Consider the following 25,311-nt stretch of genomic DNA (forward strand, 5'->3'; position numbering starts at 1 on the left):
TTTAAGCTAAAGGGGGGCGTTTGTAATTGTCGTTTGGTTCATGTATGGTATAATTAACTAGTTGTTGGAAATACATACAGATAGAGCATAAAATAATATTTCAATATATGGATAGAATTGCTCGTAAGTAGGAGGAAGGGTTAGCATGCCTTTTGAAGATACGACCATTTTGAAATATCTTAGTACGGCATTAGATATTGCTGTTGTATGGTTTATTATATATAAGCTAATTCTTATAATTCGGGGCACGAAGGCTGTGCAACTTTTAAAAGGTATTACAGTTATTATTGTCGTCCGGATGATTAGTATTTTACTTGAATTGCATACGCTATATTGGCTAACGGAACAAGTATTAACGTGGGGATTTTTAGCCGTTATTATTATCTTCCAGCCAGAATTGAGAAGAGCACTTGAGCAGCTAGGACGGGGTAGCTTATTTTCGCGTGTGGGAAATCAGGGGGAAGATGAACCTGAAATTGTTGCAACAGCGATAGCTAAAGCAACGGAATATATGGGAAAACGTAGAATTGGTGCACTAATTACTTTGTCAAAAGAGACTGGGATGGATGATTATGTAGAAACGGGTATTCCGCTAAATGCAAATGTATCATCGGAATTACTCATTAATATTTTTATCCCTAATACCCCTCTTCATGATGGAGCAGTAATTATGCAGGGGAGTACAATTAAAGCAGCAGCATGTTACCTTCCGTTATCAGAAAGCCCATTTATTTCTAAGGAGTTAGGAACTAGGCATCGCGCTGCAATGGGAGTTAGTGAAGTCACTGATAGTATTACAGTAGTTGTGTCGGAAGAAACAGGCCAAATTTCTTTAACGAAAAACGGTAAGTTACATCGTGATTTGAAGACAGAACAGCTGAAGGACATGTTGTTAGCAGAATTTAGTGGGAACGAAAAAACGACTTCTTCGTCTTTATGGAATTGGAGGAGAAAGCGTCATGGATAAGTTAATGGAGAATCATTGGTTTTTAAAAGGAATCTCATTACTATTGGCGTGTATGCTTTTCATGTCAGCAACTTTAACTGAAAAAAATACGACATCGAGTATATTACCTTTCGTAAATGAAACGAAAGAAACATTAACTGATTATCCTATTACCCTGAAGTATGATGAAGAGAAATATATTGTAAGTGGTATTCCATCAGGTGGAGTTAAGGTGAAGTTGGAAGGTCCAAAATCAGCAGTTGCTACAGCAAAAGCAAAAAAACAATTTGATATATCAGTTGATTTGCGAGATAGTCAAAAAGGAACTTATGAAGTTTCTTTAAAAGCGAATGGGCTTCCAGATGATGTGAAAGGAACAGTCCAACCAGCAACAATCAAAGTTACTCTTCATGAAAAAGCGAGAAAATATGTTCATGTAGACTTAAAATTATCAAATGAGGATCAGATGCCAGCGGGTGCTACTCTCGAAAAATCAAACATTAAACCTGATACTGTTGAGGTAGTTGGGACGAAAGAAGAAATCGAAAGTATTTCATCTGCTAAGGCGTATATTGATTTAAAAGGTGTTAATAAAACTGTTACAAAAACAGCCGAAGTTACATTATACAATAAAGAAGGAAAACGTTTAAATGTAAGAACGAGTCCATCTAAAATTAGTGTAACATTGAATGTGGCGACGCAAGCTACGGCCAATAATACTGAAAAAACTGTTCCTGTGACGTATACGAAAAAGGGGAGTTTGCCAGAAGGATTGACTGTTACAAATATTAGCGTTGAGCCGAGAGAAGTAACGATAGCAGGTCCAAAAGACATTTTGGATAATATACAATCTATAGAGGGGGTCGAGGTAGATTTTAGTCAATTGACGGATTCTACAACATTCGATGCCTCTGTTTTATTGCCAAAAGGTGTAACAAGTGCAAAACCAAATCAAGTGAAGGTTTCCGTAGGGGTACAAAAGGTAAAACAAACGAAAAGTAAAACTATTGATGGTATCCCGATTCAAAAAAGTGGAATTCCGAATGATGTTACTGCGCAGCTACTTTCGCCACAAGATGGAAAGATAAGCGTTGATATTTCAGGAGAAGCAAGTATAGTAGATAAAATAACAGCTGCTCAAATAACAGCGGCGATTAATCTGCAAAATGTATCTCCGGGGACGACAGATGTTTCTATTCAAGTGAGTGGTCCTGGTAATATTTCGATAGAAGCAAAACAAAAAAGTGCTAAAGTCACAATTGTGAAGAAAGAAAAGCCGGATAAAGAAGTACAGGGTAATATTGAACAACCAGATTCAAAAAACAATCAAGAAAATCAAACTGAAAAACCAAAAAATCCTGAACCTAATCCAGAAAAGGATCAGGAAAAAGAAAAAGAAAAAGACAAAGAAAAAGAAAAAGACAAAGAAAATGGCCAAGAAACGAGCCAAGAACCAACAGTAGATAATCAAAAAGAGCACGAAAAAGGAGCGAATAATAATGGGTAAATATTTTGGTACAGACGGAGTACGCGGGGTTGCAAATAAGGAATTAACACCTGAATTAGCTTTTAAAATAGGACGTTTTGGCGGCTATGTATTAACAAAAGATACAGATCGTCCAAAAGTAATTATTGGCCGTGATACACGTGTATCTGGACATATGCTAGAAGGAGCTTTAGTAGCAGGCCTATTATCAACTGGAGCGGAAGTAATGCGCCTTGGTGTTATTTCTACACCAGGTGTGGCTTATTTAACAAAAGCTTTAGGGGCGCAAGCAGGTGTTATGATCTCTGCATCTCATAACCCAGTACAAGATAATGGAATTAAGTTCTTCGGTTCAGATGGATTTAAATTAACAGATGAGCAAGAAGCAGAAATTGAAGCGTTATTAGACAAAGAAGTTGATGAGCTACCACGTCCAACAGGTACTAACCTTGGACAAGTGAGTGATTACTTTGAAGGTGGACAAAAATATTTACAATACATTAAACAAACTGTAGAGGAAGATTTCTCTGGGTTACATATTGCTTTAGATTGTGCACATGGTGCTACATCTTCTTTAGCTCCATATTTATTTGCAGATTTAGAAGCTGATATTTCAACAATGGGAACTTCACCGAACGGTATGAATATTAACGCTGGAGTAGGTTCTACGCATCCAGAAGTGTTAGCTGAATTAGTAAAAGAAAAAGGTGCTGACATTGGTCTTGCTTTTGATGGTGACGGAGACCGTTTAATCGCAGTAGACGAAAAAGGAAACATCGTTGATGGCGATCAAATTATGTTTATTTGCGCGAAGTATATGAAAGAAACTGGTCAATTGAAACATAATACAGTTGTTTCAACAGTTATGAGTAACTTAGGTTTCTACAAAGCGCTTGAAGCAAACAATATTACAAGTGATAAAACAGCAGTTGGTGATCGCTACGTAATGGAAGAGATGAAACGTGGTGGATATAACCTGGGCGGAGAACAATCAGGTCATATTATCTTACTTGATTACATTACAACTGGTGATGGAATGTTAAGTGCACTTCAACTTGTAAACATCATGAAAATGACGAAAAAGCCATTATCTGAGCTTGCAGGCGAGATGACAAAATTCCCACAATTACTAGTAAACGTTCGTGTAACAGATAAAAAACTAGCATTAGAAAACGAGAAAATTAAAGAAATTATTCGTGTTGTAGAGGAAGAAATGAACGGAGACGGTCGTATTCTTGTTCGTCCATCTGGAACAGAACCACTTATTCGTGTAATGGCAGAAGCACCGACACAAGAAATTTGTGATGGGTATGTACATCGTATTGTAGAAGTTGTGAAAGCGGAAGTTGGAGCTGAATAATTTACCAAATTTGTTTTAAAAGGAGCACAAGAAGTGCTCCTTTTTCATATGTTTTATAGATAATGAAAAAAATTTCATTGACGATTTATATTGTTTGTTATACGATGGTCTTGTTCTTTTTCTCAAAGGAAATATTGTAAATTATAAAAGCGCCAGAACTACAAGTAGTGTAGTTGACGAGGTGGAGTTTATCGAGATTTCGGCGGATGACTCCCGGTTGTTCATCACAACCGCAATCTTTTACTTAAAACATTAAGGTGACTTAGTGGACAAAGGTGAAAGTGTGATGAGAGAAGAGGAACGGATGAATACTAGCTGTATAAGTATATACGGACTTTAACCCAATCGAGAGGAAGGTGAAAGCCGTTACAAGCTTACAGGGCTAGCAATATGTAATCCGTTTTTTAGTATAAATAAAAATGGTATCGGACTATGTCGTTACATGTTCGCAGAGCAGTGTAAGCATTTGTAACGGCGACTAAACATGTGTGGAATCGTAGGATTTATTGGAGAGCAAGATGCAAAGGAAATTTTATTAAAAGGTTTAGAAAAGCTAGAATATCGCGGATATGATTCAGCAGGTATTGCAGTACAAGCAGAGAACGGTGTTGTTGTATACAAAGAAAAAGGCCGTATTGCAAAACTTCGCGAAGTCGTAGAAGAGAACGTAGCAGCAAGCGTGGGAATCGGTCACACACGCTGGGCTACACACGGTGTTCCAAGCAAACTAAACGCGCATCCGCATCAAAGTACATCAAAACGCTTTACACTAGTTCATAACGGTGTAATTGAAAACTATGAGTTAGTGAAAAAGGAATATTTACAAGATGTAACGTTCGTAAGTGAAACAGATACAGAAATTATCGTGCAACTTATGGAACAACAAGTAAGTACAGGACTAAGTGTAGAAGACGCGTTCCGTCAAACGTTATCTCTTTTACATGGTTCTTACGCAATCGGACTACTTGATGCTGAAAATCCAAACATGATTTATGTTGCTAAAAACAAAAGCCCGCTATTAGTAGGTGCTGGTGATAACTTTAATGTTATTGCAAGCGACGCTATGGCGATGTTGCAAGTTACAGATCAATTTATCGAGTTAATGGATAAAGAAATGGTAATCGTAACAAAAGAAAGCATTACAATTAAAAACTTACAAGGTGAAACGATTGAACGTGCACCGTTTACAGCGGAATTAGACGCAAGTGATATTGAAAAAGGAACGTATCCTCATTTCATGCTAAAAGAAATCGACGAGCAACCACTTGTAATCCGTAATATTATTCAAAAGTACCAAGATGAAAATGGCGAAATTGAATTAGATCAAGATATCCGTAACGCAATTTTAGATAGCGATCGCATTTACATCATTGCATGTGGAACAAGTTATCATGCAGGTCTTGTTGGAAAGCAATTCATTGAGAAATTTGCGAAAGTACCAGTTGAAGTACATGTAGCAAGTGAATTCTCTTACAACATGCCATTATTAACAGAAAGACCATTCTTCATTTATATTTCACAAAGTGGTGAAACAGCTGATAGCCGTGCAGTACTTGTGCAAACAAATGAAATGGGTCATAAAGCATTAACAATTACAAACGTACCTGGTTCTACGCTTTCTCGTGAAGCTGATTATACACTTCCTTTATATGCAGGACCAGAAATCGCAGTTGCATCGACGAAAGCATACACAGCACAGCTTGCAGTACTTTCAATCTTAGCGGCTGACATTGCAAAAGCAAAAGGTGAGGTTCTTGATTTCGATTTAACACATGAATTAGGACTTGTAGCAAATGCAATGGTAGTACTTTGTGATCAAAAAGAAGAAATGGACGCATTAGCAAAACAATTTTTAGCAACAACGCGTAACTGCTTCTTCATCGGACGTAGCGTAGACTTCTTCGTAGGTTTAGAAGGTGCGTTAAAACTAAAAGAAATCTCTTACATCCAAGCAGAAGGATTTGCTGGAGGAGAATTAAAACACGGTACAATTGCCTTAATCGAAAACGGTACACCAGTTATCGCACTTGCTACACAAGAGCACGTAAACCTTGGAATTCGTGGTAACGTGAAAGAAGTAGTAGCACGCGGAGCTAACCCATGTATCATCTCAATGAAAGGCTTAGAAATGGAAGGTGACAGCTTCGTATTACCAGCTGTACACGAAGCACTAGCACCGCTAGTAGCAGTTATTCCATTCCAACTTATCTCATACTACGCAGCGCTTCACCGCGAATGTGACGTTGATAAGCCACGTAACTTAGCTAAGTCTGTTACTGTTGAGTAGGAGATTGGTAGAGTAACTAGATTATTGTAAATTTAAAATAAAGTCACGACGTTTATAAAAAAGTTGTGAAGCTTTGCCCCTTTGGATATGATTATCTAAAGGGGCATTTTTGTGTCGAAAAAAAGAACATCTAAAATCGATAAGTGGATTAAAGAGGGGCAAGGAACTGGCAGTGGGAGAGATTATCAGCCTTGTCTTGAAATTCAAGATGATCCCTCATTAGATCGGTCAGTGGGATTTAAAAAGTATAAAAACCGGCAGATAGCATGAGGTTTTATCGGATTTGGGACGGAACTACTTTTATTTAACTGAATTTTCTGTTGTTATTTCAGATATTCGTTGATGGAAAAAAACACTGATTAAAGTTTCACTTTATTGAACAAATTAGATTACTAGACATTACAAGGGGGTTTATTAATGAAGGTGAAAGAAAAAACATATTTAAGTATAGAAGAGATTATTTCATTACCAACCTTATCAGGTGCAAATATAAGTGATGACGACAAAGGCGTAGCATTTGTTAAGAAGACAGCTAACTGGAAAGACAATACATATAGGAATCATATATGGATATATGAAAAAGATAAGGAGCAGAGTTACCTATTAACAACTGGGGATATAGATAGTATACACCCATTATGGTCCCCAGATTCTAGGGATATCGCATACCTTAGCCCAGTTGGTGACGGAGATAATAAGAAAAATCAAATCTTTGTTAAGTCAATAGATGGTTATAGTGAGTTACAAATTACTGATGAGAAAGAAGGGGTCAGTACATTCAAATGGGAGCCTACTGGTAAAGGTTTTTATTATGTTGCACAGTCAAAAGAATGTGAGGAAATAAAGAAACGTAAAGAGCTATATGGGGACTTCCAACATGCAGGTAAGGAACATCGGAATAATTGTTTATATTACATTGAAATAGAAAAAGGGATACAAAATGATAAAGAGGAACGTGAGATTAGCGGTGTTTATCAACTAACGGATGGTAAGGATTTTTATATACATAACTTTGATATTTCAAATGATGGGACAAAGGTTGTATTTATGGCTACACCAAGCCTAAACGATCATATGAATGGTGATCTATACATATTAGATGTTGAAGCTGAGGAACTACAAAAGATGAATGTAGATAAGTTGTTGGGCGGGAGCGTTTGCTTTTCTCCTGAGGGCAGCAAAATATGTTACTCAGCAAGCATAAGAGAGAAGGATTACTATAGAAACCATATACAAGAAAGTACATTAGAGATATATGATATGAATACTGGAGAGGTAATTCAGCCTCTAACAAATTTTGATAGTACGGTTATGCCATTACAGTGGACAGATAAGGGGATTTTAATTAGATGGCAGGATAAAACTAACTATCGTATTGGATTGCTATGTGAGGATGGCACTGTGGAAATGTTAGGTGACAAAGTAGATGGCTTTATAATGGATGCTTCTATAACAAGGGATGGAAATCATATATCCTATAGTAAGGCTATAACAAATGAAACCTTTGAAATCTATTTAGACGATAAAAAAATAACGGATGAAAATAGCTTTTTTAAAGGGAAGCTGAAAAGTAACAGGGAAATAATCTCATGGCAAAGTAGTGATGGTCTTGAAATAGAGGGTGTTTTATCAACCCCAGTAGATTTTGATGCCAACAAAAAATATCCTTTATTAGTAGTAATCCATGGTGGACCAGCTTGGGCATCTTTTCCGATATTCTCAGACTGTTTTAATGAGAAATATCCGATTGAGCAGTTTATCGAAAAAGGCTTTATAGTTTTAGAGCCAAACTATAGAGGAAGTTCTGGCTATGGTAATGAGTTCTTAAAAGCCAACTATAGAAAACAGGGAATTGCTGACTACGAGGATGTTATATCTGGAGTGGATGAACTAGTTGAGCAAGGGATTGTAGATAAAGATAGAGTAGGAGTTATGGGATGGAGTAACGGAGGATATATATCAGCCTTCTGTTCTACGTTTAGTAATAAATTTAAAGCTATTTCAGTTGGGGGCGGAATTACTAACTGGAGTACCCATTATGTAAATACAGATATCCCTTACTTTATTAGAATGCATTTAGGAAATACTCCATGGAATGATCCAGATATATATACAAAAACATCGCCAATGACATATATTAAATCAGCCTGTACGCCTACCTTAATCCAACATGGCGAAAAGGATGCAAGGATTCCAACTTCCAATGCATATGAGCTATATCAAGGGTTAAGGGATATGGAAGTTAATACAGAATTAATTATTTTTAAAGGAATGGCATATAGTTCTGACCAGCCAGGAATTAATGTGGCTATTATGAAGCAGAATTTGATGTGGTTTTCACACTATATTCTTGGAGAAAGTATGAAAGAATTTAGGGTTTTATAATGGCTTGTTTTAGTCTTTAAGCTTTTTAGGTGCTTGAAATAAAGTCGTACACATTTATTCGGTTATATATGATTGAGTTTAACATTGCGGATAAGGCAAACTGTGAAATGTTTTGGTGTAAATGAGAAAAGAGCCTGAATGTAGGCTCTTTCCTTATTTATATTTAAAAGATGAACTATTCTTATGCAGTTTTACTTAATTTATATGCTTCACGGTTATTTTTTTTGAAAAGTTTTGGGAAAACATAACCATCTAATCCAATACGTCCAGCATTCTGTCCTGCAACTAAAATGAACATAGTTAAAATAAGCAGGTTTGGGTTTACACTAACAGTTCCGCTTAATAAAAATGAAAGGTTCATTATGATGCCGAAAAATGCAGCTGTTTTTGTTAATCCACCTAAAATCAAACCTAGCCCTACTAAAATTTCTCCCCATTGAACTAAAAAGCTAAATAGGTCTGCGTTTGGAAGAACAAAATGTTGAAGAAAATCTGCCCACCAACCTTGTACTGCAGGGTGGTCACCTGATGCTTGAGCGATAGCTCCTTTTAGAAAACCACTTGCGTCAAAAGATTGTCCAAAAACTTTTCCTATTCCAGCAGCAAGCCATGCATATCCTATGTAAAGTCGTAAAAATAATAATATGAAAGTAGCGCGTTTATCAGTTCTTAAAAAATTGATAACCATTGAAATCCCTCCAATGTATTGTATTTACATGTTTATTATATATCCATTGTGAATAAATTCACAATGGAGGAAATGTGAACAAAAATAGGTTAGGAGTAATTGTTTTATTTTTTGTAACATTTCATTTATTTTGGTAGACTAATAATGGAGATATATCAAAAGGAGGCAAAATAGATATGTGGATGAACTTGTAATGATTAGAAATTAGATAGATGAATTTTTCTCTCGTAAGTGAGGGTTTATTTAGCTACCTATAAATCATTCAAGGAATGCATATTTGTTTTGTACATCCCTTTTGTAAGGATAGATGCCTATGTGGGGAAATTTATATCTCTTATATAAAATATGCGTCCTTTAACTTTGGAGGAGTATATGATGAATCAATTAAAAAATAAAGTAGCAGTTGTTACAGGTGTAAGTCGTCTAGACGGTATAGGAGCAGCTATTTGCACGGAGTTAGCAGAGGCTGGATACGATATATTTTTTACGTATTGGACAGAATACGATAAAGAGATGCCTTGGGGCGTTGATAAAAATGAACAAATACAATTAAAAGAAAAGTTGATACAAAACGGTGTCAAAGTATCGAGCATGGAGTTAGATCTAACTCAGAATGATGCATCAAATCAGCTTATAAATAAAGTTACTGAACAATTAGGGTACCCTCATATATTAATTAATAATGCAGCATATTCTACAAATAATGATTTCTCTAATTTGACTGCTGAAGAACTAGATAAGCACTACATGGTAAATGTTCGTGCGACTACATTGTTAAGTAGTCAATTTGCCCAAGGTTTTGATAAGAAATCTGGTGGTAGAATTGTGAATATGACGTCGGGACAATTTAAAGGACCTATGGCAGGAGAATTAGCGTATGCAACAACGAAGGGAGCAATTGACGCTCTTACTAGTACGTTGTCAGCGGAAGTGGCCCATTTAGGGATAACAGTGAATGCAATTAATCCAGGTCCAACTAGTACAGGATGGATGACTGAGGAGATAAAGCAAGGATTAAGACCGATGTTTCCTTTCGGCAGAATTGGTGAGCCAAAGGATGCAGCAAGGCTTATTAAGTTTTTAGTGAACGAAGAAGCCGAATGGATTACAGGGCAAGTTATTCATTCAGAAGGTGGATTTAAGAGATAATTTTATAATTAAAAAGAAGGTATCTCATTTCAATGAGATACCTTCTTTTTAATCTTTCTTCAATCTTCGTGCAACACCATTCCCTAAAGACTGTAATCCTTGAACGAGGATAATCAAAATAAAGACGGTTGCATACATTACTTCAGGTTCGTAGCGTAAATGTCCGAATCGATATGCTAAATCACCAAGGCCGCCAGCACCGACAAGTCCAGCCATTGCTGTTGCACCGATTAAGCCGATCGTTGCGATTGTTAATCCAAGTACGAGAGACGGGCGAGCTTCTTTAACCATAACGTGCCAAATGATTTTTAAAGTAGAGACTCCCATTGCTTGATATGCTTCAATGACACCGCGATCCACTTCTAATAAAGCAGTTTCCATTAAACGGGCAATGTAAGGGGCTGTGAAGACAACAAGTGGTACGATAACACCTTGCACGCCAATGGACGTTCCCATTAGAAACTTTGTAAAAGGTAAAATGAAGAATAATAGAATGATAAACGGAAGAGAACGAATGATATTAATAACTGTATTAAGAATAGGATAGATAATTTTATTTTCTCGCTGTCCACCAGGTCTCGTTAAAACAAGTGTGACACCGAGTGGTAATGCAATAAGAATAGAGATAAGTAGTGAAATAGATGTCATTTGAAATGTTTGAATTGTTGCTTCCCATATTACGTTACCCCACTCATCCAAAAAGGACTTGTTTCCCATAATCTGTTCTACCTCCTTCTACGATGATCCCTTGTTCTTGTAAAAATGATAAGGCACGGTGTACTTCACTTTTTTCACCTTGCATATGAACGATCAGTTTTCCATATGCCTCATGTTTTAACTGTGTAATATTGCCTGATAAAATATTAGGATATACGTGGAAACGTTTTGTAGCGACAGCTAACGCTGGTTCTCCTGAAGCGGTTCCTATAAATGAAAGTGTTACGATTTCCCCGGTGCTTTGTAGTTCTTTCTGTACCTCTTCTGGAATTTTAGCTGCAAACGCGCTATTTACAAATTTCTTCGTTGTTACATGTTGTGGATTTGTAAAAATGTCCTTCACTGTTCCACTTTCAACGACAGATCCATGTTCCATTACAGCAACTTGGTCACAAATACGCTGGATGACATTCATTTCGTGTGTAATTAGCAAAATCGTAATTCCGATTTCTTCGTTGATCTTTAATAATAAATCAAGAATAGAATCAGTCGTTTCCGGATCTAATGCGCTCGTTGCTTCATCACTTAATAAAACTTCAGGCTCATGAGATAGTGCGCGAGCGATCGCTACACGTTGTTTTTGACCACCAGATAATTCACTTGGATAGGCATCTTTTTTATTAAAGAGATCAACAATGCGTAAATACTTTTCTACCCTTTTTTCAATTTCATTTTTGGGAAGACCAGATAGACGTAAGGGTAGTGCGATATTTTCATAAACGGTAACGGTTTTAAGTAAATTGAATCCTTGAAAAATCATGCCGATCTTTTTTCTCGCCTTTGGGAGTTCTTTTGTCGATAAGGTTGTTAACTCTTGTTCATTTACAATGATATCTCCTGTCGTTGGTTTTTCTAATAAATTTACACAACGGATTAATGTACTTTTACCAGCGCCACTATATCCGATGATTCCAAATACTTCGCCCTTTTTTACTTTAAGGGAAGTTGATTTAAGAGCCTCAACATTCCCTTTTTTTGTTGTAAATACTTTGGAGACGTTTTTTAATTCAATCATTATAGTCAGCTCCTACCAAGACGGTAAAACAGAACCATCGAATTTTTTCTCAATGAAATCTTTTACTTCTTTAGATTGATAAGCTTTTTTTAATTTATTAACAACAGCATCATCTTTATTTTCAGTACGAACAACGACCCAATTCACATATGGTGAATCTTTTCCTTCGCGGAAAATAGAATCTTTCGCTGGGCTTAATTTTGCACCTAATGCAAAGTTTGTATTAATTGCAGCTGCCTTTACTTCACTTAGCTGTGTTGGTAATTGAGATGCCTCTAATTCAACAATCTTTAAATTTTTCGGGTTTTCAATTACATCTTTTGCAGTCGCTTTTTCTGTAGCTTTTGGATCAACCTTTAAAACACCTGCTTTTTCAAATAGCTTTAAAGCACGAAGCTCATTTGTTGGATCATTTGGGACAGCGATTGCATCGCCCTCTTTTAATTCTTTTACATCTTTTAAGCTTTTAGAATATACACCCATAGGGAATGTTACTGTGGAAAATACTTCAGTTAATTTCATGTTGCGTTCAGCTTTAAATACGTCTAAATAAGATTTAGTTTGATAGCTATTTACATCGAGGCTTTTTTCATCTAAAGATACGTTTGGCGCTACATAATCATTAAATACCTTTACATCAATTTCGAGACCATCTTTTGCTGCCACTTCTTTTACCTTTTCAAAAATTTGTTCATGCGGTCCACCCGTTACGCCGACAGTAATCTTTTTCTCATCTAATGCTTTTACCTCTTTATCAGAATTAGCACCACATGCACCTAACAATAATATCGCTCCACTTACAATACTTAATGACACCTTTTTCATCTATAATTCCCCCTTAATATACGTTCCAAAATAAAAAGCACCTCTCAAAAATAAGAGAGGTGCCGAATAGACAAAATAGGTTCCTCTCTTATCTTCCAAAACGAAAATCGTTCTGCAGGAATTAGCACCTTAGCTTATACGTTATAAGCTCGGTTGCCGGGCATCATCGGGCCAGTCCCTCCGCCACTCTTGATAAGAGTATGTGTATGTAGTTTTTTAATATGGTACTAATAGTAAATCTTACAAAAAGAATTGTCAATATTATTTTCTGAATATATTTTATTTTAGGATAATTGAAACATTCCCTTTTTTATGTCCCTTTTCCACATACATGTGAGCTTCAGCAATTTCTTCTAATCGGTAAGTTCTATCAATAACGGGCTTTAGTTTTTCCGTTTCGACTAGTTTTTTTAATAGAATCATATCCTCTTTACTTACCTTGGCCATCATTCCATTAACAGATACATATTTTCCATTGGGTGTTAATGTATTTGTACAAAGGGATTTTTTATACTTCCCAACTGCATCAAATATAATATCGTAGCATTTGCCTTGCTTAGTAAAATCTTCTTTCGTATAATCAATTACTTTATCAGCTCCTAAAGATTGCACGAGTTCAAAATTTGAATTACTACAAACAGCCGTAACGGTCGCGCCGAAATATTTAGCAAGTTGTACAGCAGCTGTTCCTACTGATCCGGAGGCACCATATATGAGCACTTGTTGCCCTTTTTTTATACGGCCCTTTCTCAGGAAATGTAATGCTGAAGTTCCGCCAAAAGGAATAACTGCCGCTTCTTCATACGTCACATTGGTAGGTTTTAATGTTATTAATCCACTTTCATGTACGCATGTGTACTCGGCATAACCACCGAGGTTTAGTTCTGTTAATGCAAAAATTGGATCACCTTTTTTAAATTGAGTTACATCTGTTCCTACTTCTTCGATTTCACCGGATAACTCTACGCCGAGTACAGGTTTTCTCGGTTTTCTGAAACCTAATATGATCCTCATAGGAATCCAAAATAAGAGGGGGCTATTAAAGCCGCGTATTCTACAATCTCCAGTCGTTACACTTGTTGCGTGAATTTTAATTAATACTTCGTTCTTTTTAGGTGTAGGTTTCTCTATATTTTGAAGCTGAAGAACGTTAGGTGGTCCATACTGTGTGCAAATGATCGCCTTCATAATGACCTCCTGAAATGAGTTGTTGTTATTTACATCATATTTAAAACCTTCATTAAACATGTCGCTATATAGCGAATAAAGATTAAAAATTATATAGATTTCGTAGGAAAAGAGGTGATATTATTTTGGGAAAGGGGGCGATATTATGAAAAAAACTATTATTATTTCAAGTTTAGTGCTTGCAATCAGTCTAGGGGTAGGGTGTAGCAATGAGAAAACAACAAAGACTGATGAACCGAAAAAAGAAGCCATGCAAAAAGAAAAGGAATTAGAAGCGAAGGATGTTTTCAAGAAAACGAACGAAGCTTTTAAAAATGAAGAAAATGTAACGATGACATATGATGTAGGGTTAAAAGCTGAGGGAACAGAGATGGATATATTAAAGGCTAAGATGCAATTAGAGCCAAAGACAAAGAATTCTCGTTCTGAAATGAATATTTCTGGTACAGATGTTGTAGTGTATACTGTGGATGGTAAAGTTGCTGGTGAGGTGAAAAACCCTAATACAGGAGAAGTTATAACCGTACCAGAGGAGCAATTAAACGCTGGTGGAATGAAAGCGACTCAAGATATTATAGATAATTTAGAAGTACCAGCAGTAGTTTTAGATAAAATGAAGATGGAGAAAAGCGGAGATAAATATAAACTGAAATTTACATTAAAAGGGCAAGAAACAGAAAGTATGTTAACTAGCATGGATGAAACGCAGAAGAAAATGTTACAAGCACAAAATGCGAAGATAGAAGAAGTGGATGCAGAATATATCATTACAAAAGATTTTAAATATGAATCAGCGAAGATAGATATGATTATGAGTAGTAATGGTAAGGATAAGGCACACATTATTACGAATGCAAAATATACGTCGTACGAAAAGTTTGACCCAATACAATTGCCGGCAGCAAAGTAACAGTTTTGATCAGGGGGGACCTAAAATAAGGTGTCCTCTCTTTTTTATACTTTCTTCTTAGGAAAATAGGTACAATATGAAGAGGGAAAACTGTGGAAGAGGAGAGTGTCATTTGAAAAAAAGAAAGATAGCGGTGGTCATTGTAGCTTATACAGTGTTGCTTGCGACATCTATAAATACATATAAAGAGCAACTAGAACATCCTATTATGAGCGATGTAGGAAAGTTGCTTCCAACGAAAATTAAACGTGTTGAAAATGCTGAGGATGAACGTTCATTAAAACAGTTAGTGCAAGATGCAAATGTTTCTGGAGAGAAGATTTCTATTGCAGGTATGCAACATAGCCAAGGCGGACAGACGTATTATCCGAACGGTACGATGCTTGATATGAAAGGATATAATGAAATATTAGAATTCGATCCGGAGAAGAAGAGGATTAGGGTGCAAAGCGGTGTCACATGGAATGACATTCAAAAGAAAATCAATCCATATGGTCTTGCAGTTCAAGTGATGCAATCTCAAAATATTTTTACTGTTGGTGGTTCATTAAGTGTAAATGTACATGGGCGTGATATTCGTCATGAAGCATTGATTGATACAGTAGAGTCGTTCAGATTGTTAATGGCAGATGGTACGGTGCGTAATGTAAATAGAGAAGAAAATGCTGACTTGTTTCCGTATGTAATTGGGGGATATGGATTATTTGGTGTGATTTTAGATGTGACGCTACAGTTAACAAACGATGAATTGTATGAAACGCATACGAAAGTACTAGATTATAAAGAATACTCTTCATACTTTAAGAATAAAGTGCGAAGGGATGAGAATATACGTATGCATTTAGCACGTATTTCTGTTGCCCCAAATTCATTTTTAAAAGAGATGTATGTGACAGATTATGTACTGGCAGAAGATCAACAGAAGTTGAAAGAGTACAGCAAATTAAAAGAAGAAAATATTATAGCTGCGCCGAAATTTTTGCTCGGGTTATCACGTTATAGTGACTGGGGAAAGGGCGCATTTTGGGACATACAAAGAAGTTATTTTGAACGTACAGATGGTAAGTACGAAACGCGAAATAACGTAATGAGATCTGATAGTACTTTTATGGAATACGATAATCCAAACTTGACCGAAGTTTTACAAGAGTACTTTGTACCGATAGATGGTTTTGCAGCGTATATAGATGATTTGCGAAGCGTTTTAAATGAAGAGGAATTAAACCTTCTTAACATTACAATCCGCTATGTAGAAAAGAATGAGAATGCGGTGCTATCTTATGCGAAAGATGATATGTTTGCGCTTGTGCTTCTAATTAATCAAGGGCGTTCTGAAGATGAAATAAAGAAAACAAAAGTGGTCATTCAAAAGATGATTGATGTTACGTTAAAGCATAATGGAAGTTATTATTTACCGTATTATTCTTATCCGGAAAAGGAGCAACTAAAGAAAGCGTATCCTCGCATAGAAGAATTCCTTCAGAAGAAGAAGGAAGTAGACCCAGAGGAAAGGTTTGTGAATTTATTTTATAAGGAGTATAGCAAATGACATATAGAAGATTTGTAGCCTCACAAAGCATTATTATGATGGCGGGTAGTATGGTATTTCCTTTTTATATACTATTGCTTCGAAATGTAGGAAATAGTTTCTCGCAATTTGGCTGGGCGTACGGCTTATTTGCCTTAACTTCAGCTCTAGTATATCCGTTAGTTGGAAGAATCTCTGATAGGGTAGGTGATAGAAAGTTATTAATTATATACGCATGGTCCATGGCTATATTAATGCTTTTTTTCCCTATTGCAACAGAAGTTTGGCATGTATACATTCTCCAAATTTTAATGGGTATTTTAGGTGCTGTGCAGCGTAATACGGAGAAGACATCGTTAGCACGAAAGGTAGCGCATAAGGAAGCTGGTTACGAAATTGGAAAATACCATGTATGGACATCAATTGGGGGCGGAGTAGCTATAATTGCAACTGGTTACCTAGTGGATTTCTTTACGATAGGGACTATTTTTTACATTGCTTCAGTTTTATATGTAGTTAGTGGATTTGTATTAAGCCGCGGTGATAAGTAATTAAAAGTATTTCCATTCCCATTTTTACCTGATTACCCTTTATTTGTTATACTTATGGAGAAGACAAAAGAAAAGGGGACATTGCCTTTGATGAAATTTATAGTTTTAGCTATTCTCACTTTGTTTTTGATTCCATGGACTAGAAGCGGTAATAAAATTCGCGCTGTGGATAAAGGAGGAAATGAGAAAGTTGTAAAGGGTAAGAAATCATCTATTTTAGTTATTCCTGTTTTATTTTGGATAGGTATTGCAATCTATGAATATTTCTGGCTAATTGATGATCGAGCAGATTCTATTCTTACTCATTATTCTGTTGCAGTAGCGATTTTAATTGGGCTTGTTTTATTCTCACAAGAGCAGGTAGGGAAATTAGAAGGTACGTTAAAAGGACTTCTAATGTTCCTTTTACTCGCAAGTTACGGCTATTTTGGTTATTTGCACGATATAGTAATCTCGCAAAAGAAATATGATTCGGTCGTGAAGGTAGAGAAAGATATCTCAGAGCCATTTACTGAAAATGACCAACCGTTTACAGTTCCGCCTAAAACAGCGGAAAATAAAATGAAAAAGGTATTTGGTGATATTCCGAAAGTAGCTTATTTTGAGCTAGGGGAATTAACGCCACAAATGGTAAATGGTGAGGCTTTATATGTAGCACCGATAGAAGTTTCAGGATTTTTTAAAGCACGTAAAGCGGAAACAATTCCAGGTTACGTAACGATGTCAGGTACAAATCCTGATGCGGAAGCGAAATTACATCTTGGATATAAAATGAAGTATGTACCAAGCATGTTTTTCGGTAATAAATTAGAACGTGTCGTTCGAAAAGCAGAGCCAGATTTAGTTTTTAAAGGGAAACCAAAATTTGAAGTTGATGATAAAGGAAAACCGTATTATACAATGACATACGGCGAGTTTATTTCAGGAAGATCAGGGTTTGAAGTAGAAGGCGTTGTCGTAGTAGACGCACAAACAGGTGAAGTGAAAAGATACGACAAAGGAAAGGCACCTAAATTCGTTGATGGCGTATTAAATCACGAGACTGCATCTACATTAAATACGTATTTTGGTAAATATATTCACGGATTTTGGAATACAAAATTCTCACAAACGGATATGAAGATTCCGACTGAGTGGGGAACGAAAGAAGGAGTTACACCAATCTTCGGTAAGGATGGAACGTTATATTATTTTACTGATTTCACCTCTCCGAAAGAAGGAGTAGATTCTGCACTAGGCTATTCGCTTATTGATGCGCGTACAGGTAAGTTGTATTACTATAATGGAAAAGAAGTAAAGGGAATTATGGATGGTTCGGCTGCTACAGAAGTAGTGGATAATTCCTTTAAGAGAGAGAAATGGCACGGAACGATGCCGGTTATTTATAACGTGTACGGTAAACCTTCTTGGATTGTACCTGTTATTGATGACGGAGGATTAGTACGTGCTCATACTGTCATATATGCTTCTAATGCAAAAGTGTTTGCAACAGGTTCAACGCAAAAAGAAGCACTTGAGAATTATAAAAATGCGCTGAGCGGAAGTGGTGATTCATTTAGACCGACTTCAAATGGGAAAGAAGCGCAAAAAGAAGGTACTGTACAACGTGTGTATAAAGAAAAATCAGGTGAAAATACGATTGTGTACGTACTATTAGAAAACGAGCAAAAAGTATTCATGGTACCGGCGAAGAAATTCCCATATGCAATGTTTACAGAAGTAGGAGATCCAATTCAAATCACATATTTAGACACAGGAGAAATGATGGCATCTGTATCTAAATTTACAAATAGTAATTTGAAAAAGTAAAGCGATAGAGATTCTATCGCTTTTTTTACATTATTAAACAGGAAAATACGGTATACTTGACGTATATTCCTGTTGTAACTATAATTGTTACGATTAAGTATTTATATGAAAGGGTGAATGGAAAAAGTGAATGGAGTTAATCACGAAATATATAAACCTGTAAAGACAAACAGGTTATGGATGATTCTTGTATTAGGGACACTTACGGCAATTGGGCCATTATCTATTGATATGTATTTGCCTTCTTTACCAAAGTTAACGGATGATTTACAAACGAGTGCATCCCTCGCGCAGCTTACATTAACTGCTTGTCTGCTTGGGCTTTCAGTAGGGCAGTTATTTATTGGTTCAATTAGTGACATTTACGGAAGACGCAAACCTCTTATTATCGCTCTTATTATTTATGTTGCTTCTTCTTTACTTTGTGCTGTTGCACCATCGATTTGGAGTTTAGTGCTTTTACGTTTCTTACAAGGTGCTTCAGGATCTGCTGGTATCGTTATATCACGTGCAATGGTACGTGATATGTATTCAGGTTCTGAAATGACGAAGTTTTTCTCACTGCTTATGTTAGTAAACGGAGCAGCGCCTATTTTGGCACCAATTATTGGAGGGCAATTATTACAGTTCACATCATGGCGCGGCGTTTTTATCGTTCTTGGAGCAATTAGTGTATTCATGCTAATATCAGCTACTTTCGTATTACGTGAAACATTACCTCCTGAAGAAAGAGAGACAGGTGGATTATCAGGAACGCTTGCAACATACGGAAAGCTTCTGAAAGATCGTTTATTTATGGGGTATGCATTGTCGCAAGGATTAGTAACAGCTGCAATGTTTGCTTATATTTCTGGTTCACCGTTTGTGTTGCAGAACATATACGGAGCATCACCACAGCAATTTAGCTTATTCTTTGCGATTAACGGTATCGGTATTATTATTGCTAGTCAGGTTACGGGCCGTTTAGCAGGGAAAGTTAATGAGAAAACTTTATTTGTTGCTGGTATTATTATTGCGGCTGTTGGCGGTCTATCATTACTACTTACAATCGTATTAGGAATAGGGCTAATCGGTGTTTTATGCTCGCTATTTCTTGTTGTATCAAGTGTTGGGGTTGTATCAACAACCGGCTTCTCGTTAGCGATGAGAAATCAAAAACAAGCAGCAGGAACAGCATCAGCTTTACTAGGTTTATTACAGTTCATTTCAGGAGCACTTGTTGCACCATTAGTAGGTATTGGCGGAAGCAATACCGCATTACCGATGGGGGTTGTGATAGCGCTTTGTGAAATTGGTGCTGTGTTATGTTATCTATTTATGGCCAGAAGAAGTGAGAAGCAGTTTGAACTGCAACAAAGACAAAATTTAGAGGCTTAATTTATAAAAAAGAGCTGATTCAAACATGTGTTGAATCAGCTCTTTTTTCATTTCTTTGAAATAACTTATACAGTGTTGTAAGGTGATGCAAAAGTTATTTGCATAAAGTGACGATACTGTGACAAAAATGTTGGTGTGTATATTAAGATCTCGTCTTAAGTGTAAAAAGTAAGGTGTTCTCGGTATAATAACAAGTGGAGATAAAAGAAACTATAATGAGTAATAGCTGTAGATAAAAGGAGAAGAAGAGATGAAGAAGGTTTTGGGTATTGCTGTAATGGGAAGTATGCTCCTTCTAGCAGGGTGTAATGGAAATAAAGATACGAAAGAACCGAAAGAAAAGGTAGAGCAATCTACTGAACAAACAGAAGAGATGAAAGTGTATCGCGAAATACATGAAAAATATGATATGAAGATGAACAAAGAAATTAATAAAGCATTACAGTTATGGGAAGTGGCAAAAGAAAAGGGCGGTAAGGAAATAACGAATGCTAAATATAAAGAAGAAGTGCAGAAGGTAACGACGGGCATGTTAGAAGATATTGATCATATGCGTAAAGAAATTCGTGTGCCGAAGTCGAAAGAGGACGAACATGAACTATATGTTGGTTTCTTAAATGAAGCAGAACAAGCGATGAAAAAATTACAGAAGTTAGCTAAAGAAGAAGATTCATCGTTGATTCGTGATATAGAAATTAATTTTTCAACAGCATCGACATACTATAAACGCTTTCAAACAGAGGCGAAAAAATAACCTTGCGCATGCGCAAGGTTATTTTTTCTTTTTACCATCTCCGTCTTCATCCTCGGATACTAATATCTTCTGTTCTTCGTGAAATTCTGAAATTGTTTGTCCAGTAATATTATCGAATGGAGTGTAAAAAGAAGTGATGCTTTTCTTTTTAATGAAGAGTTTATAGAAGCCGATGATGACGAGTATGACGATTGTTAATGGCAATCTTATAGTAGCCAGAAGTAGTGGATCCATCTTATAACTCCTTTAATATAATTTCTTTTTATTATAAGCGAAAGATTGTAATTTCAATAACTAATATAATAGAAAACTGATTTTTCTAAATATATCCAATTTGATTGACTTTTCATTTTTTCAGAATTATAATTCAAAATATACAATTTGAACCAAATAATAATATAGCAATTTACTTATCCAGAGAGGTAGAGGGACTGGCCCTATGACACCTCAGCAGCGGGTTCTGTAACAGGAACACCGTGCTAATTCCAGCAAGCAAGTCTTGAAAGATAAGTGATGGGCCTTCGTTTATTAAGCCTTGATCTTATTTTTTAAGATCAAGGCTTTTTGTGTTTTAAGAAGTAGAGAAGGAGTAATGGCAACAAATATGTCAATAAAACAAAGTAAATTCATTTGTTTAGGGGGTTATTGAAGTGTATGTTATTAAAAAACTATCGGTTATGGTATTCACGCTATGGGTCATTACGACAGTAACATTTTTAATTATGCATATTATTCCAGGTGATCCGTTTTCATCAGATGCGAAAATCTTTCCTGAAGAAGTAATACAAAACATGAGAGCGAAGTATCACCTTGATGAACCGTTATGGAATCAGTATGTTGCTTATTTGGATGGGGTAGTTCATTTTGATTTTGGCGAATCTGTTCAATCGACAGGTCAAGGTGTATCGGAAATTATAACAACTGGTTTTGGACCATCGGCAATTATTGGTTTACAAGCACTTGTTATTTCATTGTTAGTCGGAATTGCCGCAGGTACATTTGCCGCGCTATATCATGGGAAAGTGATTGATTATAGTGTGAGCTTGCTTGCGATTCTCGGTATTTCTATTCCTAGTTTTATTTTAGCACCACTATTTATACAAGTATTCGCCATACAATTTGAATTACTACCAGTGGCGTCTTGGGGAACATTTGAGCATACTGTATTACCCTCCTTCGCATTAGCGTTAGGACCAATCGCAGTTATTACAAGATTTGTTCGCTCTAATATGATTGAAGTGTTGCAGAGTGATTATATTAAGCTAGCGAGAGCGAAAGGTATACCAATTAAGAAAATCATTATAAGACATGCTCTTCGAAATGCGATTGTTCCGGTACTTACATTTGTTGGCCCATTAATGGCTGGACTTTTAACAGGGACTTTCGTTATTGAAAAAATCTTTTCAATTCCTGGTTTAGGAAAATATTTTGTAGACAGTATTTTCAACCGAGATTATCCGGTGATTATGGGAACAACCATTTTCTATAGTGCGCTATTAATTGTATGTATTTTTATTACAGATATCATTCATCGTATTGTTGATCCGCGCATTCGTTCTATTACGTAAGGAGGGTGATGTTTAAATGGGGGCTTATGAAATTAATGACCAGTTATTAACGAATGAAGAGAAAAAAGAATTAACGATAAATAAAGATCAGCAAACGATTAGCCGGAAAAAGGAAGTGTTTCGCAAGTTTATATCAAACCCTATAGCAGTTTTAGGGGCAGTGACGTTATTACTAATTATTGTTTTCTCGCTTATTGGCGAAAGTTTAACGTCATTTACTGCGAGTGAACAAGTAAAAGAAGCAACAAACTTACCACCTAGTAGTGAGCATTGGTTCGGAACAGATGATTTAGGAAGAGACATATGGGCGCGTACTTGGGCTGGAGGGAAAATTTCACTAACAGTTGGATTAGTGGCAGCAGCTCTTGATATTGGGCTAGGTGTACTAATTGGTGGCTTTAGTGGATATGTGAGAGGACGTAATCGTCTTGGAACGTTAATTGATGAGTGGATTATAAGAGGGATTGAAGTGTTATACGGTATCCCATATTTACTGATTGTTATTTTACTATTAATCATTATGAAACCAGGACTTTTTACAATTATTATAGCTCTTGCGTTAACGGGATGGATTGGCATGGCACGTCTCATTCGGGCGCAAGTACTTTCATTGAAACAAAGAGAATTTGTTATCGCAGCAGAGCGATTAGGTACACCTCATATGAAAATTATATATGGGCATTTAATTCCAAACTTAACAGGGATTATTATCGTAAATTTATCATTTACCATTCCAGCAGCTATTTTCTCAGAATCATTTTTAAGCTTTATCGGACTTGGAGTACAATCACCGGCGGCAAGCTGGGGCACGATGACGAACGATGCACTTGGGACGTTACTAAGCGGAGAATGGTGGCAACTATTCTTCCCGGCAATCATGATTGCATTCATCATGTTCGCATTTAATGCGATTGGTGATGGTTTGCAAGATGCAATTGATCCGAAAATCGTAAAACGTAATCGAAAGGAGAAAAAACATGGCACAAATCTTATCTTTAGAAAACGTAACGTTGGCCGTTGAAAAAGAGAATAGTAAGCAAGCGATTGTGAAGCATGTTTCCTTTTCTATTAACGAAGGTGAAATAGTTGCACTTGTCGGAGAAAGTGGTTCAGGGAAAAGTGTTACAGCACAATCTATTATCGGCTTAAATCAAGAATCAATTCATATTGATGATGGAAATGTATCTTTCAAATCAAAGGAATTAACTGGTTTACAAGAATCAGAATGGAATCAAATTCGCGGGAAAGATATTTCCTTTATCTTTCAAGATCCGCTTTCATCTTTAAACCCAACGATGAAGGTAGGCAAACAAATTGCAGAAGTAATTTTGCAACATGAAAAGAAATCGAGAAAAGAAGCGAAAGAAATTGCGATTAACTTACTAAATGATTTAGGGATACATGAAGCAGAGAAACGCTTTGAACAATACCCGTATCAGTTGAGCGGAGGTATGAGGCAGCGTATTTGTTTAGCAATTGCATTTGCTTGTCACCCAAAGCTTGTTATTGCAGATGAACCTACAACAGCATTAGATGTAACGATTCAAAAGCAAATTATGGAGTTGTTAAAAGCAAGAAAAGAAAAACAAAATACGAGTATTTTATTAATTACACATGATTTGGCACTTGTACGTGAAGTAGCTGATCGAGTAGTGGTAATGTACGGAGGACGTGTCGTTGAAAAAGGGACGATACAAGAAGTAATAGGTTCACCTAAGCATCCATATACGAAAAGTTTATTACAAGCAATTCCGAATATGGATGATTCCGAAAAAGTATTACGTGCTATAGAAGGAACGACACCTTCCATTGAAACATTAAATAGCTTTGGTTGTCCTTTTGTAAATCGTTGCCCAGTAGCGATAAAAGAATGTATTCATCGCTTCCCAGAGAGAACGACATATTCTGAGGAGCATAGCTCACATTGCTGGCAACATATTCTGGAGCATAATAAAGCGAAATCAAAAGAGAAGGTGAATGCCTCATGACGACAGATTTAATTACTGTAAAGCAAGTAACGAAAACGTATGGAAGTAAAAATAAAGAAATCGCAGCTTTAAAAGATATATCACTTTCTATCCCGAAAGGAACAACGCTTGGCATTATTGGGGAAAGTGGTTCTGGAAAGACAACACTTGGTAAGCTCATAGCTGGGATCGAGCGTCCAACGTCTGGTGAAATTGATTATAACGGTCAAGTTGTTCACAAGCTGAAGTCAGCTCATAAGCGGGATTTCTTACAGAAAGTACAGTTCATTTTTCAAGATTCCACAGCGGCATTAAATCCGCGCTGGAAAGTACGCGATATTGTAACAGAAGGTTATATTTCATTCGGTTTAGGCGATAAAGGATTGAAAGATAAAGTCGCAGGTGATGCACTAGAGCGTGTTGGATTAGATAGACGATATATTGATCGCTATCCACACGAATTTAGCGGCGGACAACGTCAACGTATTGCTATTGCAAGAGCGTTATTATGTGAGCCAGAAGTTTTAATCCTTGATGAACCAATTTCAGCATTAGATGTTTCACTTCAAATCCAAATTGTGCACTTGTTGCAAAAGATTCAAAAGGAACAAGGCTATACATATTTATTTATCGCGCATGATTTACCGATGGTTCACTATTTATGTGAAAAAGTGGCTGTCTTATACAAAGGAGAACTTGTTGAATTTGGATATACGGACGAAGTATTCCGTAATCCACAACATTCTTATACAAAAACATTATTAGCATCAACACCAAAAATTTCAGGTTAAAGGAGAATGT

General features: G+C 36.4%; 22 protein-coding genes, 1 pseudogene and 2 riboswitches. Of the genes and pseudogenes, 17 read left to right on the plus strand and 6 right to left on the minus strand.

Going from position 1 to position 25,311, the window contains the following annotated elements:
- The first annotated feature begins 145 nt into the window (after nt 1-145).
- From cdaA to NSQ69_RS00980, 6 genes and pseudogenes are all read left to right on the plus strand, one after another.
- Nucleotides 146-967, plus strand: coding sequence for a diadenylate cyclase CdaA (gene cdaA / locus NSQ69_RS00950; RefSeq protein ID WP_002124707.1), 822 nt, complete (start codon nt 146-148; stop codon nt 965-967).
- Nucleotides 960-2,453, plus strand: coding sequence for a CdaR family protein (locus NSQ69_RS00955; protein ID WP_341098868.1), 1,494 nt, complete (start codon nt 960-962; stop codon nt 2,451-2,453). The genes cdaA and NSQ69_RS00955 overlap by 8 nt, the downstream gene beginning before the upstream one ends.
- The gene (gene glmM / locus NSQ69_RS00960) at nt 2,446-3,792 is read left to right on the plus strand and encodes a phosphoglucosamine mutase (RefSeq protein WP_002029377.1); all 1,347 of its coding nucleotides are present in this window, start codon (nt 2,446-2,448) and stop codon (nt 3,790-3,792) included. Before NSQ69_RS00955 ends, glmM begins: the two co-directional genes overlap by 8 nt.
- Before the next feature lie 286 nt (nt 3,793-4,078).
- Nucleotides 4,079-4,264 (plus strand): annotated as a pseudogene (locus tag NSQ69_RS00965) (hypothetical protein).
- A gap of 12 nt (nt 4,265-4,276) precedes the next feature.
- Nucleotides 4,277-6,079, plus strand: coding sequence for a glutamine--fructose-6-phosphate transaminase (isomerizing) (glmS, locus tag NSQ69_RS00970; protein ID WP_002091471.1), 1,803 nt, complete (start codon nt 4,277-4,279; stop codon nt 6,077-6,079).
- Nucleotides 6,080-6,496: 417 nt separating this feature from the next.
- The gene (locus NSQ69_RS00980; protein WP_063225670.1) at nt 6,497-8,464 is read left to right on the plus strand and encodes a S9 family peptidase; all 1,968 of its coding nucleotides are present in this window, start codon (nt 6,497-6,499) and stop codon (nt 8,462-8,464) included.
- 181 nt (nt 8,465-8,645) lie between these two features.
- Here NSQ69_RS00980 and NSQ69_RS00985 read toward each other — a convergent pair whose 3' ends face one another.
- Nucleotides 8,646-9,152: a DoxX family membrane protein gene (locus tag NSQ69_RS00985; protein ID WP_000236347.1), complete on the minus strand. Its 507-nt coding sequence runs from the start codon at nt 9,150-9,152 to the stop codon at nt 8,646-8,648.
- 372 nt (nt 9,153-9,524) lie between these two features.
- On the opposite strand from NSQ69_RS00985, the gene NSQ69_RS00990 reads away from it, so the two are divergent.
- Nucleotides 9,525-10,301, plus strand: a complete 777-nt coding sequence (locus NSQ69_RS00990) for an SDR family oxidoreductase (RefSeq protein WP_341098869.1) — start codon at nt 9,525-9,527, stop codon at nt 10,299-10,301.
- 48 nt (nt 10,302-10,349) lie between these two features.
- On the opposite strand, the gene NSQ69_RS00995 is transcribed toward NSQ69_RS00990, so the two are convergent.
- The 4 genes from NSQ69_RS00995 to NSQ69_RS01010 all read right to left on the minus strand — a co-directional run bounded on the left by NSQ69_RS00995 (nt 10,350) and on the right by NSQ69_RS01010 (nt 14,046).
- Nucleotides 10,350-11,018, minus strand: coding sequence for a methionine ABC transporter permease (locus NSQ69_RS00995; protein ID WP_002124718.1), 669 nt, complete (start codon nt 11,016-11,018; stop codon nt 10,350-10,352).
- The gene (locus NSQ69_RS01000) at nt 10,993-12,033 is read right to left on the minus strand and encodes a methionine ABC transporter ATP-binding protein (protein WP_341098870.1); all 1,041 of its coding nucleotides are present in this window, start codon (nt 12,031-12,033) and stop codon (nt 10,993-10,995) included. Before NSQ69_RS01000 ends, NSQ69_RS00995 begins: the two co-directional genes overlap by 26 nt.
- A 12-nt stretch (nt 12,034-12,045) precedes the next feature.
- Nucleotides 12,046-12,858, minus strand: a complete 813-nt coding sequence (locus NSQ69_RS01005; RefSeq protein WP_341098872.1) for a MetQ/NlpA family ABC transporter substrate-binding protein — start codon at nt 12,856-12,858, stop codon at nt 12,046-12,048.
- Between the two features lie 85 nt (nt 12,859-12,943).
- Nucleotides 12,944-13,057: riboswitch (SAM riboswitch) on the minus strand.
- 80 nt (nt 13,058-13,137) lie between these two features.
- On the minus strand, nt 13,138-14,046 hold the full coding sequence (locus tag NSQ69_RS01010; protein ID WP_002124723.1) for an NAD(P)-dependent alcohol dehydrogenase: 909 nt from the start codon (nt 14,044-14,046) through the stop codon (nt 13,138-13,140).
- A 145-nt stretch (nt 14,047-14,191) separates the two neighbouring features.
- Here NSQ69_RS01010 and NSQ69_RS01015 point away from each other — a divergent pair, with 145 nt between their 5' ends.
- The 6 genes from NSQ69_RS01015 to NSQ69_RS01040 all read left to right on the plus strand — a co-directional run bounded on the left by NSQ69_RS01015 (nt 14,192) and on the right by NSQ69_RS01040 (nt 20,975).
- Nucleotides 14,192-14,956, plus strand: coding sequence for a DUF6612 family protein (locus tag NSQ69_RS01015; RefSeq protein WP_002009840.1), 765 nt, complete (start codon nt 14,192-14,194; stop codon nt 14,954-14,956).
- A gap of 112 nt (nt 14,957-15,068) precedes the next feature.
- Nucleotides 15,069-16,505 carry an FAD-binding oxidoreductase gene (locus NSQ69_RS01020; RefSeq protein ID WP_002167147.1) on the plus strand — a complete coding sequence of 479 codons (1,437 nt, stop codon included), beginning with the start codon at nt 15,069-15,071 and terminating at the stop codon, nt 16,503-16,505.
- Entirely contained in the window at nt 16,502-17,035 is a 534-nt protein-coding gene (locus NSQ69_RS01025; RefSeq protein WP_002091456.1) for an MFS transporter, read from the plus strand. The genes NSQ69_RS01020 and NSQ69_RS01025 overlap by 4 nt, the downstream gene beginning before the upstream one ends.
- 90 nt (nt 17,036-17,125) lie before the next feature.
- Nucleotides 17,126-18,844, plus strand: a complete 1,719-nt coding sequence (locus NSQ69_RS01030; protein ID WP_002187530.1) for a DUF3981 domain-containing protein — start codon at nt 17,126-17,128, stop codon at nt 18,842-18,844.
- A gap of 117 nt (nt 18,845-18,961) precedes the next feature.
- Complete coding sequence (locus NSQ69_RS01035) at nt 18,962-20,221, plus strand: Bcr/CflA family multidrug efflux MFS transporter (RefSeq protein ID WP_341098873.1); 1,260 nt, start codon at nt 18,962-18,964, stop codon at nt 20,219-20,221.
- Between the two features lie 250 nt (nt 20,222-20,471).
- Nucleotides 20,472-20,975 carry a hypothetical protein gene (locus NSQ69_RS01040; protein ID WP_341098874.1) on the plus strand — a complete coding sequence of 168 codons (504 nt, stop codon included), beginning with the start codon at nt 20,472-20,474 and terminating at the stop codon, nt 20,973-20,975.
- An 18-nt stretch (nt 20,976-20,993) separates the two neighbouring features.
- On the opposite strand, the gene NSQ69_RS01045 is transcribed toward NSQ69_RS01040, so the two are convergent.
- Nucleotides 20,994-21,209: a DUF3951 domain-containing protein gene (locus NSQ69_RS01045; protein WP_341098875.1), complete on the minus strand. Its 216-nt coding sequence runs from the start codon at nt 21,207-21,209 to the stop codon at nt 20,994-20,996.
- Nucleotides 21,210-21,382: 173 nt separating this feature from the next.
- Nucleotides 21,383-21,488, plus strand: a riboswitch (SAM riboswitch).
- A gap of 137 nt (nt 21,489-21,625) precedes the next feature.
- On the opposite strand from NSQ69_RS01045, the gene NSQ69_RS01050 reads away from it, so the two are divergent.
- From NSQ69_RS01050 to NSQ69_RS01065, 4 genes are read left to right on the plus strand one after another with little or no spacing between them, the layout of a single operon-like run.
- The gene (locus NSQ69_RS01050) at nt 21,626-22,543 is read left to right on the plus strand and encodes an ABC transporter permease (RefSeq protein ID WP_002140132.1); all 918 of its coding nucleotides are present in this window, start codon (nt 21,626-21,628) and stop codon (nt 22,541-22,543) included.
- Nucleotides 22,544-22,559: 16 nt separating this feature from the next.
- The gene (locus NSQ69_RS01055; protein WP_341098876.1) at nt 22,560-23,564 is read left to right on the plus strand and encodes an ABC transporter permease; all 1,005 of its coding nucleotides are present in this window, start codon (nt 22,560-22,562) and stop codon (nt 23,562-23,564) included.
- Complete coding sequence (locus NSQ69_RS01060; RefSeq protein ID WP_002124734.1) at nt 23,521-24,531, plus strand: ABC transporter ATP-binding protein; 1,011 nt, start codon at nt 23,521-23,523, stop codon at nt 24,529-24,531. The genes NSQ69_RS01055 and NSQ69_RS01060 overlap by 44 nt, the downstream gene beginning before the upstream one ends.
- On the plus strand, nt 24,528-25,301 hold the full coding sequence (locus NSQ69_RS01065) for an ABC transporter ATP-binding protein (RefSeq protein WP_002169314.1): 774 nt from the start codon (nt 24,528-24,530) through the stop codon (nt 25,299-25,301). Before NSQ69_RS01060 ends, NSQ69_RS01065 begins: the two co-directional genes overlap by 4 nt.
- Nucleotides 25,302-25,311 lie beyond the last annotated feature (10 nt).

The organism is Bacillus sp. FSL R10-2201, assembly GCF_038008665.1.
GTDB classification, from domain to species: Bacteria; Bacillota; Bacilli; order Bacillales; family Bacillaceae_G; genus Bacillus_A; species Bacillus_A mycoides.

Coding starts and splice junctions, on each gene's coding strand:
- cdaA (WP_002124707.1), top strand. CDS start 146: ATGCCTTTTGAAGATACGACCATTTTGAAATATCTTAGTACGGCATTA.
- NSQ69_RS00955 (WP_341098868.1), top strand. CDS start 960: ATGGATAAGTTAATGGAGAATCATTGGTTTTTAAAAGGAATCTCATTA.
- glmM (WP_002029377.1), top strand. CDS start 2,446: ATGGGTAAATATTTTGGTACAGACGGAGTACGCGGGGTTGCAAATAAG.
- glmS (WP_002091471.1), top strand. CDS start 4,277: ATGTGTGGAATCGTAGGATTTATTGGAGAGCAAGATGCAAAGGAAATT.
- NSQ69_RS00980 (WP_063225670.1), top strand. CDS start 6,497: ATGAAGGTGAAAGAAAAAACATATTTAAGTATAGAAGAGATTATTTCA.
- NSQ69_RS00985 (WP_000236347.1), bottom strand. CDS start 9,152: ATGGTTATCAATTTTTTAAGAACTGATAAACGCGCTACTTTCATATTA.
- NSQ69_RS00990 (WP_341098869.1), top strand. CDS start 9,525: ATGATGAATCAATTAAAAAATAAAGTAGCAGTTGTTACAGGTGTAAGT.
- NSQ69_RS00995 (WP_002124718.1), bottom strand. CDS start 11,018: ATGGGAAACAAGTCCTTTTTGGATGAGTGGGGTAACGTAATATGGGAA.
- NSQ69_RS01000 (WP_341098870.1), bottom strand. CDS start 12,033: ATGATTGAATTAAAAAACGTCTCCAAAGTATTTACAACAAAAAAAGGG.
- NSQ69_RS01005 (WP_341098872.1), bottom strand. CDS start 12,858: ATGAAAAAGGTGTCATTAAGTATTGTAAGTGGAGCGATATTATTGTTA.
- NSQ69_RS01010 (WP_002124723.1), bottom strand. CDS start 14,046: ATGAAGGCGATCATTTGCACACAGTATGGACCACCTAACGTTCTTCAG.
- NSQ69_RS01015 (WP_002009840.1), top strand. CDS start 14,192: ATGAAAAAAACTATTATTATTTCAAGTTTAGTGCTTGCAATCAGTCTA.
- NSQ69_RS01025 (WP_002091456.1), top strand. CDS start 16,502: ATGACATATAGAAGATTTGTAGCCTCACAAAGCATTATTATGATGGCG.
- NSQ69_RS01030 (WP_002187530.1), top strand. CDS start 17,126: ATGAAATTTATAGTTTTAGCTATTCTCACTTTGTTTTTGATTCCATGG.
- NSQ69_RS01035 (WP_341098873.1), top strand. CDS start 18,962: ATGGAAAAAGTGAATGGAGTTAATCACGAAATATATAAACCTGTAAAG.
- NSQ69_RS01040 (WP_341098874.1), top strand. CDS start 20,472: ATGAAGAAGGTTTTGGGTATTGCTGTAATGGGAAGTATGCTCCTTCTA.
- NSQ69_RS01045 (WP_341098875.1), bottom strand. CDS start 21,209: ATGGATCCACTACTTCTGGCTACTATAAGATTGCCATTAACAATCGTC.
- NSQ69_RS01055 (WP_341098876.1), top strand. CDS start 22,560: ATGGGGGCTTATGAAATTAATGACCAGTTATTAACGAATGAAGAGAAA.
- NSQ69_RS01060 (WP_002124734.1), top strand. CDS start 23,521: ATGGCACAAATCTTATCTTTAGAAAACGTAACGTTGGCCGTTGAAAAA.
- NSQ69_RS01065 (WP_002169314.1), top strand. CDS start 24,528: ATGACGACAGATTTAATTACTGTAAAGCAAGTAACGAAAACGTATGGA.